This is a genomic window from Conexibacter sp. CPCC 205762 (genome assembly GCF_030646155.1).
Classification (GTDB): domain Bacteria; phylum Actinomycetota; class Thermoleophilia; order Solirubrobacterales; family Solirubrobacteraceae; genus Conexibacter.
Genome location: NZ_JAUTDN010000037.1, coordinates 1 through 13,791, shown reverse-complemented (window position 1 = coordinate 13,791; position 13,791 = coordinate 1). Strand labels below are relative to the sequence as shown.

Annotated in this window: 13 protein-coding genes and 1 pseudogene; 10 read left to right on the top strand and 4 right to left on the bottom strand. The window is 73.3% G+C overall.

Features of this window, described 5'->3' with window-relative positions; all coding sequences use genetic code 11:
• Positions 1-4: 4 nt before the first annotated feature.
• The 5 genes from Q7L73_RS22405 to Q7L73_RS22385 all read left to right on the top strand — a co-directional run bounded on the left by Q7L73_RS22405 (position 5) and on the right by Q7L73_RS22385 (position 5,615).
• The gene (locus Q7L73_RS22405) at positions 5-1,504 is read left to right on the top strand and encodes a sugar ABC transporter ATP-binding protein (RefSeq protein WP_304691744.1); all 1,500 of its coding nucleotides are present in this window, start codon (positions 5-7) and stop codon (positions 1,502-1,504) included.
• A complete protein-coding gene (locus Q7L73_RS22400) occupies positions 1,501-2,517 on the top strand; it encodes an ABC transporter permease (protein WP_304691743.1) in 1,017 nt (338 codons plus the stop codon). Before Q7L73_RS22405 ends, Q7L73_RS22400 begins: the two co-directional genes overlap by 4 nt.
• Entirely contained in the window at positions 2,514-3,647 is a 1,134-nt protein-coding gene (locus Q7L73_RS22395; RefSeq protein ID WP_304691742.1) for a mandelate racemase/muconate lactonizing enzyme family protein, read from the top strand. The genes Q7L73_RS22400 and Q7L73_RS22395 overlap by 4 nt, the downstream gene beginning before the upstream one ends.
• 85 nt (positions 3,648-3,732) lie before the next feature.
• Positions 3,733-4,845: a Gfo/Idh/MocA family protein gene (locus tag Q7L73_RS22390; RefSeq protein ID WP_304691741.1), complete on the top strand. Its 1,113-nt coding sequence runs from the start codon at positions 3,733-3,735 to the stop codon at positions 4,843-4,845.
• Positions 4,842-5,615 carry an SDR family NAD(P)-dependent oxidoreductase gene (locus Q7L73_RS22385; protein WP_304691740.1) on the top strand — a complete coding sequence of 258 codons (774 nt, stop codon included), beginning with the start codon at positions 4,842-4,844 and terminating at the stop codon, positions 5,613-5,615. Before Q7L73_RS22390 ends, Q7L73_RS22385 begins: the two co-directional genes overlap by 4 nt.
• 5 nt (positions 5,616-5,620) lie before the next feature.
• Here the strand turns inward: Q7L73_RS22385 and Q7L73_RS22380 are convergent, their stop codons facing one another.
• Entirely contained in the window at positions 5,621-6,415 is a 795-nt protein-coding gene (locus tag Q7L73_RS22380; RefSeq protein WP_304691739.1) for an SDR family oxidoreductase, read from the bottom strand.
• A 66-nt stretch (positions 6,416-6,481) separates the two neighbouring features.
• On the opposite strand from Q7L73_RS22380, the gene Q7L73_RS22375 reads away from it, so the two are divergent.
• Complete coding sequence (locus Q7L73_RS22375; protein ID WP_304691738.1) at positions 6,482-7,027, top strand: TetR/AcrR family transcriptional regulator; 546 nt, start codon at positions 6,482-6,484, stop codon at positions 7,025-7,027.
• Here Q7L73_RS22375 and Q7L73_RS22370 read toward each other — a convergent pair.
• From Q7L73_RS22370 to Q7L73_RS22360, 3 genes are all read right to left on the bottom strand, one after another.
• Positions 7,024-7,959, bottom strand: coding sequence for a hypothetical protein (locus Q7L73_RS22370; protein ID WP_304691737.1), 936 nt, complete (start codon positions 7,957-7,959; stop codon positions 7,024-7,026). The two genes, Q7L73_RS22375 and Q7L73_RS22370, sit on opposite strands and share 4 nt — an antisense overlap.
• 66 nt (positions 7,960-8,025) lie before the next feature.
• Entirely contained in the window at positions 8,026-9,090 is a 1,065-nt protein-coding gene (locus Q7L73_RS22365; protein WP_304691736.1) for a LacI family DNA-binding transcriptional regulator, read from the bottom strand.
• A 13-nt stretch (positions 9,091-9,103) separates the two neighbouring features.
• Entirely contained in the window at positions 9,104-10,255 is a 1,152-nt protein-coding gene (locus tag Q7L73_RS22360) for a mandelate racemase/muconate lactonizing enzyme family protein (protein WP_304691735.1), read from the bottom strand.
• A gap of 160 nt (positions 10,256-10,415) precedes the next feature.
• On the opposite strand from Q7L73_RS22360, the gene Q7L73_RS22355 reads away from it, so the two are divergent.
• From Q7L73_RS22355 to Q7L73_RS22340, 4 genes and pseudogenes are all read left to right on the top strand, one after another.
• Positions 10,416-11,297, top strand: coding sequence for a sugar phosphate isomerase/epimerase (locus tag Q7L73_RS22355; RefSeq protein WP_304691734.1), 882 nt, complete (start codon positions 10,416-10,418; stop codon positions 11,295-11,297).
• A complete protein-coding gene (locus tag Q7L73_RS22350) occupies positions 11,294-12,253 on the top strand; it encodes a thiamine pyrophosphate-dependent dehydrogenase E1 component subunit alpha (RefSeq protein ID WP_304691733.1) in 960 nt (319 codons plus the stop codon). The genes Q7L73_RS22355 and Q7L73_RS22350 overlap by 4 nt, the downstream gene beginning before the upstream one ends.
• Positions 12,250-13,227, top strand: a complete 978-nt coding sequence (locus Q7L73_RS22345) for an alpha-ketoacid dehydrogenase subunit beta (protein WP_304691732.1) — start codon at positions 12,250-12,252, stop codon at positions 13,225-13,227. Before Q7L73_RS22350 ends, Q7L73_RS22345 begins: the two co-directional genes overlap by 4 nt.
• A 350-nt stretch (positions 13,228-13,577) precedes the next feature.
• A pseudogene (locus tag Q7L73_RS22340) lies at positions 13,578-13,791 on the top strand (sugar isomerase); the annotation flags it as partial.

Below are 13,791 nucleotides of genomic sequence, written 5' to 3'. Positions count from 1 at the left end.
CGCGATGACCTCAGCTCCCTTCCTGCTCCAGGCACGCGGGATCCGGAAGGCGTTCGGCGGCGTCGAGGTCCTCCACGGCGTGGACCTCGACGCGCCCGGCGGCTCCGTGCTCGCCCTCCTGGGCGAGAACGGAGCCGGCAAGTCGACGCTCGTCAAGATCGTCGCCGGCGACTACCAGCCCGATCAGGGCGAGGTGATCGTCGGCGGCGCGTCGCATGCCGCGCTGACGCCGCTGAGCGCGCGCGAGCACGGCATCCGCATGATCTTCCAGGAGCTCGCCGACGCCCCGACCCTGACCGTCGCCGAGAACATCTCGCTCGGCCGCTGGCCGACGCGCGGCCCGTTCGTCCGCTGGGACGAGATCCGCCGCCGCGCGCGCGAGGTGCTCGACCAGCTCGGCGTCGAGCTCGACGTCGACGCGCCGGTCGGCACGCTGCCCGTCGGCGAGCGCCAGATCGTCGAGATCGCGCGCGCCCTCTCCGACAGAGCGCGCTGCCTGATCCTCGACGAGCCGACCGCCGCCCTCTCCGCGCAGGAGACCGAGCGGCTGTTCGGCTTCGTCCGCCGCCTGCGCGAGCAGGGCACGGCGCTGATCTACATCACCCACCGGCTCGACGAGGTCGCCGAGATCGCCGACCGGGTCGCCGTCCTGCGCGACGGCGGCGTCGCGCTGGAGGGGCCGGCCGGCGACTTCGGCCGCGCCGACCTCGTCGCGGCGATGGTCGGCCGCGACATCGGCGAGGTCAGACGGCCGGCCGCGCCGGCCTCCGTCTCGCCGGCGCCGGTGCTGCGGTTCGACCGCGCGTCGGTCGACGGCGCCTTCGACGACGTCGCGCTCGACGTCCGCCCCGGCGAGGTCGTCGCGCTCTACGGCAAGCTCGGCTCGGGCATCGCCGAGGTCGCCGAGGCGGCCTTCGGGCTGCGGCCGCTGAGCCGCGGCGCGATCGAGATCGCCGGCAGAAGAGCGAAGCTGCGCGACCCGGCCGACGCGATCGCCGCCGGGATCGGCCTGCTGCCGGCCGACCGCCAGCGCGAGGGCGCCTTCCTCGTCCGCTCGGTCGCCGAGAACCTCGCCGCGCCGTCGTGGTGGAGCATGCGCACGAAGGGCCTCTTCATCTCCGACGCGCGCGAGGCGAGCGCCTACGGCCGCTGGCACGAGGCGCTCAGGATCCGCTCCCGCAACGACCCCGCGCAGCTGCTCGGGACGCTCTCCGGCGGCAACCAGCAGAAGGTCCTGCTGGGCCGCTGGCTGGAGCGCAGATCGCGCGTGCTGCTGCTGATCGAGCCGACCCGCGGCGTCGACGTCGGCGCGCGCCAGGAGATCTACCGCGCGATCCGCGAGCTGGCCGCCGGCGGCGTCGGCGTGCTCGTCGCCACATCCGACTACGAGGAGGTCGTCCAGCTCGCCGACCGCGCGATCGTGATGGCGCGCGGTCGCGTCGCAGCCGAGCTGGAGGCCGACCAGATCACGACCCAGAGACTGACCGAGGAGGTGGGCGGGTGACCCCCGTCGGAACGACAGGCGAGGCCGCCGCGACCGAGCCCGGGGCGCCCGCGCCGACCGCGCGCAAGAGCGGACCCGGCGAGCTGCTGACGCGGCTGCCCGACATCGCGCCGCTGGTGCTGCTGCTGCTCGCGCTGGGGATCTTCTTCTCGATCAAGTCGGAGTTCTTCCTCAACTACGACAACTTCCTCAACATCCTCACCGCCGCCGCGATCACCGGCATCATCGCCGCGCCGGCGACGCTGCTGATGGTCTCCGGCCAGGTCGACCTGTCGGTCGGCTCGGCGCTGACGTTCTGCGGCGTCGTGATGGCCTACGTCGCCGACAAGCAGGGGATCTTCCTCGGGATCGTCGCCGCCGTCGCGGCCGGGCTGCTGGTCGCCTGCATCAACGGCACGCTCGTGACGGTGATCGGCGTCAACCCGCTGATCACGACGCTCGCGACGCTGGCCGCCTTCGCCGGCCTCGCACGCGTGATCGCCGACGGCCAGACGCTGCCGCTGAACGGCTTCTCGACGCTCGGCACCTCGCGTCCCTTCTTCGACATCCCGCTGCCCGTCATCATCTTCGCCGTCGTGGTGATCGGCTTCTACGTCCTGATGCGCTACACGGTGATCGGCCGCTCGATGTACGCGATCGGCGCCAACCCGGTCGCCGCGCGGCTGACCGGCCTGCGCACCGGGCGGCTGATCTTCATCGGCTTCCTGCTGTCGGGCGCGTTCGTCGCGCTGGCGGCGCTGATCAACGTCTCGCAGCTGAGCGCCGCCTCGACGCAGGCCGGCAACGGGCTGGAGCTGTCAGTCATCACGGCGGTCGTGCTCGGCGGCGCGTCGCTGGCCGGCGGCCGCGGCACGATCGTCGGCACGCTCTTCGGCCTGCTCGTGATCGCGGTGCTCAACAACGGGCTGACGCTGCTGAGCGTCAACTCCTTCTGGCAGGACGTCGCGCGCGGCACGCTGCTCGCGCTCGCCGTCTCCTTCGACCAGCTGCGGCTGCGGCTCACGCGCGAATGAGCGTCGTGTCCGTGGAGGCGATCCCGGTCGCCTATCCCGAGCCCAACGACCACGGCGCCGAGCGCCACCTGCTGCTCGTGCGCGTGGTCGACTCCTCCGGCGCGGTCGGCTGGGGCGAGGCGGTCACGATGTGGCCGGAGGCCTCGCGCGCGACCGCCGAGCTGGTGCGCGGGCTCGGCGACCTCGTCGTCGGGCGCGACCCGGTCGCGGTCGACGCGATCTGGCGCTCGCTGCGCGAGCACACCTGGTGGTACGGCGGCGCCGGGATCGCCTCGTTCGCGATCGCCACGCTCGACATCGCGCTGTGGGACCTGCGCGGGCAGCTGCTCGGCCGCCCGCTGCTGGACCTGCTCGGCGGGCCGGCCAAGCAGCGGCTTCCGGCGATCGCCTCCTCGCACGCGACGCACGTCGCGATCGAGGACCTCGTCGGCGAGATCGCCGCGTGGGTCGACGGCCGCGCCGAGGGCGCCAAGGTCGGCTTCGGCAAGCGCGGCGACGCGAACCTCGGCTTCTCGCACGAGCGCGACGTGGCGTTCGTGGGCGCGCTGCGCGAGGCGCTCGGGCCGCAGGCGCAGATCATGGTCGACCTCGGCGTGAGAGTGAGATGGTCGGTCGCGGAGGCTGTCGCGCGGACGCGGGCGTTCGAAGCGTTCGGTCTGCACTGGATCGAGGAGCCGCTCGGCGCCGACGACCCGGCCGGCTACGAGACGCTGCGGGCGAAGACGACGACGCTGATCGCCTACGGCGAGCGCGAGTGGAACGTGCGCGGGCTGGAGCGGATCGTCGCCTCCGGCACCTGCGACGTGGCCGGGATCGACCCCGGCCGCGCCGAGGGGATCAGCGGCTTCCTGCGCGCGGCGCGCGCGGCCGAGGCGGCGGGGACGCAGGTCAACGCCCACTCGTGGTCGAGCGCGATCGTGCACGCCGCCAGCCTCGCGCTGTCGTGGGCGACCCCCAACGCCCACCAGCTCGAGTTCAAGCCGCACGCCAACGCGATGCAGCAGGAGCTGGCCGGCGACACCTTCGTCGCGCCGGCGGCCGGCGGCTGGGCGCTGCCGTCGAGCGAGCGGCCCGGCCTCGGGATCGAGGTCGACGAGACGGTCGTCGAGCGCTACCGGCTCGACCGATGAGAGGATGCGGAATGACTCGGCAAGAAGCCTCGCATTCCGTCGGGAACGCTCGCCTGGCGGCTCGCCTTCCCGGTGGAGGTGTGCCATGAGGCGGAGAGTGCGGCTGGGCGTGATCGGCGCCGGCTCGTGGGCGCTGTCGTCGCACCTGCCGGCGTTCGCGCGGCGGGCTGACGAGGTCGAGTTCGTCGGCGTCTCGCGGCGCGGCGCCGAGCAGCTCGCGCGGGTGCGCGACCGCTACGGCTTCGCCGTCGCCAGCGAGGACTATCGCGACGTGCTCGACGCCGGCGTCGACGTCTGCCTGATCGCCTCGCCGACCGGGCTCCACCACGAGCACGCGAAGGCGGCGATGGAGGCCGGCGCGCACGTGCTGGTCGAGAAGCCGTTCACGATCGACCCGGCCGACGCGTGGGACCTCGTCGACACCGCGTCGCGCCTGCAGCGCGAGATGGTCGTCGCCTTCGGCTGGAACTGGAAGCCGATGGTGCGCGGGCTGCAGGCGCTCGTCGCCGAGCACGGCATCGGCGAGGTCGAGCAGGTGTCGGTGCAGATGGCGAGCGTCACGCGCGAGCTGCTGTCGAACACCGGCGCCTACCCGGACGCCGCGCCCGACACAGTCCCCGAGCAGGCGACCTGGACCGACCCGCGCCTCTCCGGCGGCGGCTACGCGCAGGCGCAGCTGTCGCACGCGCTGGGGCTGGCGCTGCGGCTGACCGGGCTGCGCGGCGAGTCGGCGTTCGCGCTGATGAGCGCGCCGCTGGGCGCGCCGGTCGAGCTGCACGACGCGCTCGCGGTGCGCTACCGCGGCGGCGCGATCGGCACCGTCGCGGGCGGCTCCACGCACGAGGGCGCGGGCGGCAACAAGCACCAGCTGGAGGTCCGTGCGATCGGCTCCGCGGGCCAGTTGCAGCTCGACGTCGAGCGCGAGATCGCCTGGCTGTGGACCGACGGCGGCAGGGTCGACGTGAGACTGGACGTGCGCGAGGGCGACGGCGCCTACGACTGCGACGGCCCGCCCAACGCGCTGATCGACCTCGCGCTCGGCCGCGAGGTCGAGAACCACTCCTCCGGCGAGCTGGCCGCGCGCACGGTCGAGCTGCTCGACGCGGCGTATCGCAGCGCCGCGAGCGGGAGGCTGGAGCGCGTCAGCGAAGCGGGCGACGCGGCGGCGGCCGGCGCGGGCGAGGCGGCGGCGTCGTGAGCTGGGATCTCGGCGCGGGGCTCGACGGGCGCGTGGCGCTCGTGACCGGCGCCAGCGGCGCGATCGGGCGGCACGTGGCGGCGGCGCTGGCCGCCGCCGGCGCGCGCGTCGTCGCCGTCGACCTCGACGAGGCGGCGGTGCGCGCCGTCGTCGCCGGGCTGCCCGGCAACGGCGAGCGCCACGTCGCGCTCAGCGCCGACCTGCGGGACCTCGACGCGATCGAGCAGCTCGTGCAGCGCGCCGTCGCCGCGACCGGGCGGCTCGACGTGCTCGCGCACGTCGCCGGCGTGATCAAGCGCGTCGCCGACCTCGACGACGTCACACCCGCCGACTGGGAGCTGCAGGAGCAGGTCAACCTGCGCGCGACCTTCTTCCTCGGCCGCGCCTGCGCGAGAGCGATGCGGGCCGGCGGCGAGGGCGGCGCGATCGTCAACTTCACCTCGCAGGGATGGCAGTCGGGCGGCTTCGGCGGCTCGGCCGTCTACGCCGCGACGAAGGGCGGCGTCGTCTCGCTCTCGCGCGGGATGGCGCGCACCTTCGCCGCCGACGGGATCCGCGTCAACTGCGTCGCGCCGGGGATGGTCGAGTCGCCGATGCTGCGCAACGGCCTGCCGGCGGCGCAGATCGACGGCTTCGTCGACCAGATCCCGCTCGGCCGCTTCGCGCGGCCGGAGGAGCTGGCCGGCGCCGTCGTCTTCCTCGCCTCCCAGCACGCGACGTACATCACCGGCGCGACACTCGACGTCAGCGGCGGGCTGCTGATGTACTGACGCCGCTAGCCCTGCACGGCCGGGCGGATCGTCAGCTCGCCGATCTCGACGTCGCGCGGCTGCTCGATCGCGAAGGCGATCGCGCGCGCGACGGCCTCGGGCGCGATCGCGAGCGTCTCCATGTCGCGCTTGATGCGCGCCCGCGCGGTCTCGTCCTCGATCGAGTCGGCCAGCTCCGTGCGGACGTAGCCGGGCGAGATCGCGGTCGTCCGCAGGGCTCCGTCAGTCGACTCCTGCCGCAGCCCCTCCAGCAGCGTGCGGACGGCGTTCTTCGTCGCGGCGTACACGCTCTGGGTCGGGACGATCTTCAGCCCCGCGGTCGAGACGGTCGTGACGAGGTGGCCCTCGCCCTGTCTGCGGAAGAGCGGCATCGCCGCCGCGATGCCGTGCAGCACGCCGCGCAGGTTGACGTCGATCATCGCGTCCCAGCCGTCGAGGTCGCCGTCGGCGAGCGGGCTCAGTCTGCTGATGCCGGCGTTGGAGACGAGCACGTCGAGCCGGCCGCCGCGCTCGACGGCGGTCGCGACGAGCGCTTCGAGGTCGTCGCGGCGGGTGACGTCGACGACGCAGGTCGCGGCGCTGCCGCCGTCGGCGCGGATCTGCTCGGCGAGCGCGTCGAGCCGGTCGCTGCGGCGGGCGCCGAGCACGACCGTCGCGCCGCGCGCGGCCAGCAGCCGCGCGGTCGCGGCGCCGATCCCGCTGCTGGCGCCGGTGATCGCCACGACCTTGCCGGCGAGCGCGTCGGGGGTGGCTGCGGCCGCGTCAGGGGTCGCGTCGCTGCTGCCTTGGTGCGCTGACATGGTGGGCCTCCTGTAAGGTGGACACGTGTCCGGTTCCTTCAACGAGCATAGCGGACAGGTGTCCGCTTGACGCGCGCCGACGCCGCCGAGAACCGCGCGCGGATCGTCGCCGTCGCGCGCGCCGCCGTCGCCGACGGCGGTGACGAGGAGCTGAAGCTGAACGCGATCGCGAAGCGGGCCGGCGTCGGCCAGGGCACGCTCTACCGCCATTTCCCGACGCGCGAGGCGCTGCTGGCCGAGGTCTACCGCAGCGAGGTCGAGGAGCTGGTCACGCTGGCGCCGCGGCTGCTGGAGATCGACCCGCCGTTCGTCGCGCTCGCGCGCTGGTTCGACCGCATCGCCGACTACGCGCGCGTCAAGCGCGGCGTGATCGCCGCCGTCGAGGTCGCGCTCTGGAGAGACCTCACCGACCACAGCCTCGGCCCGATCGGCGCGGCGCTGACGCTGCTGCTCGACGCCGGCAAGGCCGACGGGTCGATCCGTGCCGACGTCGACGCGCGCGACGTGATCGTGCTGATCGGCTACCTCTCGCGGCTGCCCGAGCAGGAGTGGGACGCGCGCGCCCGGCACCTGCTCGGGATCGTGCTCGACGGGCTGCGCCGACGGCCCTAGCGGCCGGCGATCACGTCGTAGGCGGCGCGGCGCCGGTCGGCCGCGTCGTAGTCGGGCGGCTCGCCGTCGAAGGGGTTCGGCGACACCAGCCCGCGATCCTGGATCGCGCATCTGCTCGGCTGCGCGCACTGGTTGGAGTAGTTGTAGTAGTAGATCCGCTCGATCCGCTGGTCGAGCGTCGCGAGGCTGAGCAGGAACTGCGTCGCGCGCGCCTGCGAGCCGTCGCCCCAGATGACGCCGCGGGCGTCGCGGTAGCGCGCGCCGACCTCGTCGATCCAGATCCGCGCCTCGCCCCAGCGGCCGCGCAGCGCGCCGAGGTACTCGCGTGCGATTCGCGCGGCGGTGTCGCCGTGCTCCTGGAAGGCGTTGACGTCGCCGTGGTCGTGGAAGGCCCACACCGTCGGCGTCGCGTGCGCCTTCTGCAGGTGGCGCTGGTAGGCGTGGACATAGCGGTCGTCGCCGGGGATGCCGGCGAAGCCGCCCGCGACGACGGTCGCGCCGTCGCCGTCGCCGGCCAGCTCGTTCAGCCGCAGCCAGTAGTCGGCGGCCAGCCGCGGGTCGCCGCTGAGCGGGTAGCGGCGCGCGTCGCGGTTGTTCGGCTCGTTCCAGGCCGCGAGCGTGCGCTGCTCCGGGTAGCGCTGGAGGAAGGCCGCGACCGACGCCGCGTAGGCGTCCGCGGTCGGGGCGACGGCGGCTCGCGCGGGGCCGGCGCGCAGGTCGGCGCTGGGGGCGAAGACGACCAGCAGCTCGACGCCGGCCGCAGCCGCATTGGCGCGGTAGGCCTCGAAGCGCTCGCGCCGCCGCGTGCCGGCCGTGCCGCTCGTCGTCGCGACGTCGTAAGGGACGACGACGCGCGCGTGCGAGACGCGGAGGCCGGGCCAGTGGCGCTCGGTGACGGTCGGCGCGTCGGAGTCGGAGATCCCCAGCAGCATGCAGTCGGAGTACCCGCTCGGGGCCGCGATGCGTCGGGCGGGCGGCGCGCGCGTCGCGGCGCGGCGTCAGGCGGCGGCCGGCGCGGCCGGCGGCGCGCAGCTCGGCCGCGCGACGAACTCGGTCGGCAGCAGGACGGTCTCGGGCGCGCGCGTCGAGCGCATGCGGCCGTCGTCGCCCTCCTCCTGCGACTCGAGCTGGCTCAGCAGCAGCTCGGCGGCGCGGCGGCCGAGCGCGCGCGTGTCGCGGCGGACGACCGCGATCGGCGGCTGGTAGAGCTGCGTCAGCGAGATCTCGTCGCAGGAGACGAGCGAGAGGTCGCCGCCGACGCGCAGGCCGCGCTGCTGGATCTCCGCCAGCGCGCCGTTGAGCAGCTGGTTGCCGCCGGCCACCAGCGCGGTCGCCGGCTCGGCGGCGTCGAGCAGCGTCTGCGTCGCGGCGCGGCCGTGGCGCGGCTCCAGCTGACCCTCGACGACGGCGTAGGTCGGCGCCAGGCCGCGCGCCTCGTAGGCGTCCTTGAGCCCTTCCAGCCGCTCGCGCGAGAAGCGCATCGGCTGTCCGAGGATCATGCCGATGCGGCGATGGCCGAGGTCGAGCAGGTGGCCGACCGCGTCGCGCATGCCGGAGCGATGGTCTGACAGCACCGCGCTCGCGCGCCGGCCGACGTCGCCGCGCAGCTCGCGGTCGATCAGCACGATCGGCGTCTCGACCGCGCCCAGCAGCGCGAGCGTCTGCGGGTCGTCCTCGGCCGCCAGCGACAGCAGCAGGCCGTCGACGCGGCGCTGCTGGAAGAGGCGGATGTGGCTCGTGTCGAGCGCCGGCTCGTTCTCCGAGTTGGTCAGCAGCATCGAGTAGTTGCGCGACCGCAGCGCGGTCTCGGCGCCGAGCGCGATCTGCGACTGCAGCGGGTTGGAGATGTCGCCGACGACGAAGCCGACCGACAGCGTCTCTCTGCGCCGCAGCGACTGCGCCAGCAGGTCGGGCTGATAGCCGAGCGAGTCGACCGCAGCCATCACGCGCTGGCGCATCGCGGGGCTCACGTCCGGGTGGCCGGACAGCACGCGCGAGACCGACGACATCGCCACGCCGGCGAGGTCGGCCACTTCGCGCATGTTCGTCCGGGCCCGGGCCATGAAGCTGTCGATGCTACGGCTTCGGCAGGCGATACCGATCCACGTACTCCCAGTCCAGCTCCCAGCCGAAGCCGGGGCCGGTCGGGAGCGCGATCGCGCCGTCGACCAGCGGCGGCCGGTTGGCGATCAGGTTCCACCAGATCGGGTCGCGGTCGGGGTCGAAGCACTCGGCGTAGCCGCCGTGGGGGATCGAGGCGAGCAGGTGGCTGGAGCACTGCGGCTCCTCGTGGTGGCCCATCTGCACGTCGAAGGCGCGCGCCATGCCGGCGACGCGGCGCCATTCGGTCGGGCCGCCCGACCAGGAGGCGTCGAAGTTGCAGACGTCGATCGCGCCCTCGACCATCAGGTCGCGGCAGCCGCCGGCGGAGAACTCGCTCTGGCCGGCGCAGACGGGCACGCCCGCGACCATCCGCACGTCGCGCATCGCGCGGCGGTCGTTGTGCCACTGGCACGGCTCCTCGAACCACAGCAGGTCGTCGTCGGCGACGAGCTTGGCGAAGCGGATCGCGTCCCTGACGCTGTAGCCCTGGTTGGCGTCGGCGGCGAGCACGAAGTCGGCGCCGGCGGCGGCGCGCGCCTCCTTGAAGCGCTTGGCGTCCTCCTCCGGCGTGCGGCCGCCGACCTTGAACTTCATCCCCGCAAGGCCGCGCTCGCGCAGCTCCTGCACCTGCTGCGTGACGGTCAGCGGGCTGTCGTAGTAGCCGCCGATCGAGATCATCGGGATCGTGTCGCGGTAGCCGCCCCAGAGGCGCCACAGCGGCTGCTCCAGCGCCTTGCCGATCGCGTCCCAGATGGCGGCGTCGATGCAGGCGCAGGCGACGAGGCCGAGGCGGCGGTCGCGCAGGATGTCGAAGGTCGCGGGCCGCGCCAGCTCCCAGCAGCGCTCGACCGCGAAGGCGTCCTGCCCGACCAGCGCCGGCACGATCTCCTGGTGGATGATCGCGTCGATCTCCAGCAGCCCGGCGTCCTCGTCACCGGCGTACGCCTCGCCGACGATTCCCTCCTCGGTGTGGACGCGCGTGACGATCGTCGAGCGGTGGGTCATCTGGTAGTGGCTGCCGCGGTAGACGCGGCCGAGCGGCACCCGGATCGGGATCGTCTCGACGTGGCTGATGGTGAGCCGGGGCGTCAGCTCGACGCCGGCCGGTGCAGGTGAAGACGACAACTCCGGGTTCTCCTCAGAATCGCTACAACGCTTCCGGTAACGTTTCCAGCCTAGCCGAGGCGGCCTGCAAATGCCAACTGGGAATGTTCCTGGAAACGATTGTAGGATGACGGTGCGCGATCCTGTGCATTCCCATCGAACGGAGGAGACGGAGACCCTGATGAAGCTCGCCAGCGCAGACTTCACCTGGCCCGGCCTGAGGCCGGAGTTCGTCTTCGACCTGATCAGGGAGCTCGACCTCGACGGCGTCTCGATGGCCTTCTACGGCGGCTGGTCGCCGCGCACGCCGCAGCTGATCGCGCAGGACCCGGAGGGCTGGGGCGAGCGCGTCGCGGGCGAGCTGGGCGCGCGCGGCCTCGGTGCCGCCGACACCTTCTGCGTCATGAGCGCCGAGCTGGCGCCGCTCGCCGTCAACCATCCCGATCCGGCCCAGCGCGCCGAGGCCGACGCGCTGTTCGAGCCGTTCACGCGCTTCGCGCGCCGCGCCGGCTCCGGCGGCGTCACGCTGCTGCCCGGCCTCGTCTTCGGCGGCGAGCCGTGGCGCGCCGCGCTGGAGCGCGCCGCGGAGGGGCTCAAGCGGCGGGTCGAGGTCGCGCGGGCGGCCGGGCTGCGCTGCTCGGTCGAGCCGCACATCGTCAGCACCCACCCGTACGCCGGCAGCGTGATCGACACGCCCGCGAAGGCCGCGGCGCTGCTGGAGCTGGTGCCGGGCCTGGAGCTGACGCTCGACTACGGCCACTTCAACGTGCAGGGGATCCCCGACCGCGAGGTCGAGCCGCTGCTCGCGCACGCCCGCCACGTCCACGTCCGCGGCGGCGCGCGCGGGCTCGTGCAGACGAAGTTCGCCGACAACGTCACCGACGTCGGCCGCATCCTCGACGTGCTCGCCCGTCAGGGCTACGACGGCTGGGTCGAGATCGAGTACGTCCACGACGAGCGGCCCGGCTGCTCCGACTGCGACCCGATCCAGGAGATCCAGCGCTTCCGCGACTTCATCCGTGCGCACGAGCGCGCGGCCGGCCGTTCCCAGGAGGAGCAATGACCCCGCCAGACCGCGACGCGCAGCTGCAGATGCTGCGCGCGATGCACGAGATCCGCTTCTTCGAGGACGCCTGCCACCGGCTCTTCGCGACCGGCTCGGTGCGCGGCACGACCCACCTCTGCCAGGGCCAGGAGGCGGTCACCGTTGGCACGCTGCACGCGCTGCGGCCCGAGGACCAGATGACCTGCACCTACCGCGGCCACGGCGCCGTGCTGGCGAAGGGCGTCGCGCTCGACAGATCGTTCGGCGAGATCCTCGGCAAGGCCGACGGCCTCTGCGGCGGCAAGGGCGGCTCGATGCACCTGACCGACGTCGACAAGGGCGCGCTCGGCTCGTTCGCGATCGTCGGCGGCCACCTGCCGGTCGCGGTCGGCGTCGCCTTCGCCGCCAGATACCGCAGAACCGACGAGCTGAGCGTCTGCTTCTTCGGCGACGGCTCGACCAACATCGGCGCCTTCCACGAGTCGCTCAACCTCGCCTCGATCTGGAAGCTGCCGGTCCTGTTCGTGTGCGAGAACAACCTCTACGGCGAGTACTCGCCGCTGCACACGACGACGCCGATCGAGGTGCTCGCCGACCGCGCCGCCGCCTACGGCATGCCCGGCATCCGGATCGACGGCAACGACGTGCTCGGCGTCCACGCGACCGTCACCGAGGCGGCCGCGCGCGCCCGCGCCGGCGAGGGGCCGACGCTGATCGAGATGATGACCTACCGCCAGAAGGGCCACTCGCGGGCCGACCCGGCGGCCTACCGGCCCGACGGCGAGCTGGAGGCGTGGCTGGCGAGAGATCCGATCGTGCTGCACGAGCGGTCGCTGCTGGCCGATGGCGTCGCGCAGGAGCAGCTCGACGCGATCAGAGCGGCCGCCGAGGAGGCGGTCGAGGCAGCGCTGGAGCGGGCCCAGTCGTGGCCCGATCCCGATCCCGAAACCCGACTGGAGCACGTCTACGCATGACCGTCGTCACCTACAGACAGGCGATCACGCGCGGCATCGCCGACGCGCTGGCCGCCGACGAGGACGTCTTCCTGTTCGGCGAGGACGTCGCCCGCGCGGGCGGCGCCTTCAAGACGACGACCGGCCTCTGGGAGCGCTTCGGCGACGACCGCGTGATGGACACGCCGATCTCCGAGCAGGCGATCGTCGGGACCGCGATCGGCGCCGCGATCCGCGGCCTGCGCCCGCTCGCCGAGGTGATGTTCGCCGACTTCGCCGCCGTCTGCTTCGACGGGATCGTCAACGAGCTGGCGAAGTACCGCTACATGACGGGCGGTCAGGTCAACTGCCCGGTGACGATCCACATGGCCAACGGGGCCGGCACCGGCTTCGCCGCGCAGCACTCGCAGCCGGCCGAGAACTGGTTCCTCAACACGCCCGGCCTGAAGGTCGTCGTGCCGGCGACGGTGACCGACGCCTACGCGCTGATGCGGGCCGCCGTCGAGGACGACGACCCGGTCCTCTACTTCGAGCACAAGGGCCTGTTCGGGATGAGAGGCGAGCTGCCCGACGTCGTGGAGCCGGTTCAGCTCGGCGTCGCCGACCTCGTGCGCGAAGGCGACGCCGTCACCGTCGTGGCGACCCAGCAGATGCGCCACCGCGCGCTGAGCGCCGCCGACGCGCTCGCCCAGGAGGGGATCGAGGTCGAGCTGATCGACCCCCGCACGCTCGTCCCGTTCGACCACGCGGCGGTCCGCAGATCGGTCGAGAAGACGAACCGCCTCGTCGTCGTGCAGGAGGGCTCGGCCGGCGCCTCGTGGGGCGGGACGCTGATCGCGCACGTGCTGCAGGACGGCTTCGAGCTGCTCGACGCGCCGCCGCGGCTGATCAGCTCCGACGAGACGCCGGTCCCCTACGCCGGCGTGCTCGAAGCGGCCTGGCTGCCGAGCGTCGAGCGGATCGCCGAGGAGGTCCGCTCGATCGTGCGCTACTGACGCGGTGCTGCCGCCCGCCCGCCCGCCGGGGCGGGCGGCGGATGCGGCGGTGGGCGCGGATGCGGCGGATGGGCGAGGGCGGTGCGCGGGGTCAGCGCACCGCCCTCTCTTCGACCCAATGCAACTTGTCGGACGTCTAACACAAAATTTCGCCCGAGGGACTTGACAGCGGCGCGGCACCGGTCGTATCTTCTCGCCACGTTAGACGTCCGACAAGTTGATGTCGAACGCGAGAGATGAAGACCACCCACCGCGGGCGCCCGGCCGCCGGCGGCCGGACCTCGGCCGCCGTCGGCTCCTGTCCCCGGCCGACGACGGCTGGGCGCTCGCGGGATGACACGAGGACCCGCATGTTGAACTTCGACGAGGACCGCTTCCGCTCGATCCAAGGAGGTGTCGTCGCGCTCGCCGCGCCCCTTCGCGAGACGGTCGCCGGCCTCCTCGACGATGGCGCGCAGAATCTCTTCTTCCTTGGTGCCGGTGGCGCTGGGGTGCTGATGTTGCCGGCGGCGCAGCTGCTCGGCCGGCGCTCGTCGTTCCCGGTCAAGCTGGTGCATGCGGCCG

Bases quoted from the DNA above. Each gene is read 5' to 3' on its own strand.
- Q7L73_RS22405 (WP_304691744.1), top strand. From the start codon at position 5: ATGACCTCAGCTCCCTTCCTGCTCCAGGCACGCGGGATCCGGAAGGCG.
- Q7L73_RS22380 (WP_304691739.1), bottom strand. From the start codon at position 6,415: ATGTCAGCGCACCAAGGCAGCAGCGACGCGACCCCTGACGCGGCCGCA.
- Q7L73_RS22370 (WP_304691737.1), bottom strand. From the start codon at position 7,959: ATGCTGCTGGGGATCTCCGACTCCGACGCGCCGACCGTCACCGAGCGC.
- Q7L73_RS22350 (WP_304691733.1), top strand. From the start codon at position 11,294: ATGACCCCGCCAGACCGCGACGCGCAGCTGCAGATGCTGCGCGCGATG.
- Q7L73_RS22365 (WP_304691736.1), bottom strand. From the start codon at position 9,090: ATGGCCCGGGCCCGGACGAACATGCGCGAAGTGGCCGACCTCGCCGGC.
- Q7L73_RS22345 (WP_304691732.1), top strand. From the start codon at position 12,250: ATGACCGTCGTCACCTACAGACAGGCGATCACGCGCGGCATCGCCGAC.
- Q7L73_RS22390 (WP_304691741.1), top strand. From the start codon at position 3,733: ATGAGGCGGAGAGTGCGGCTGGGCGTGATCGGCGCCGGCTCGTGGGCG.
- Q7L73_RS22355 (WP_304691734.1), top strand. From the start codon at position 10,416: ATGAAGCTCGCCAGCGCAGACTTCACCTGGCCCGGCCTGAGGCCGGAG.
- Q7L73_RS22395 (WP_304691742.1), top strand. From the start codon at position 2,514: ATGAGCGTCGTGTCCGTGGAGGCGATCCCGGTCGCCTATCCCGAGCCC.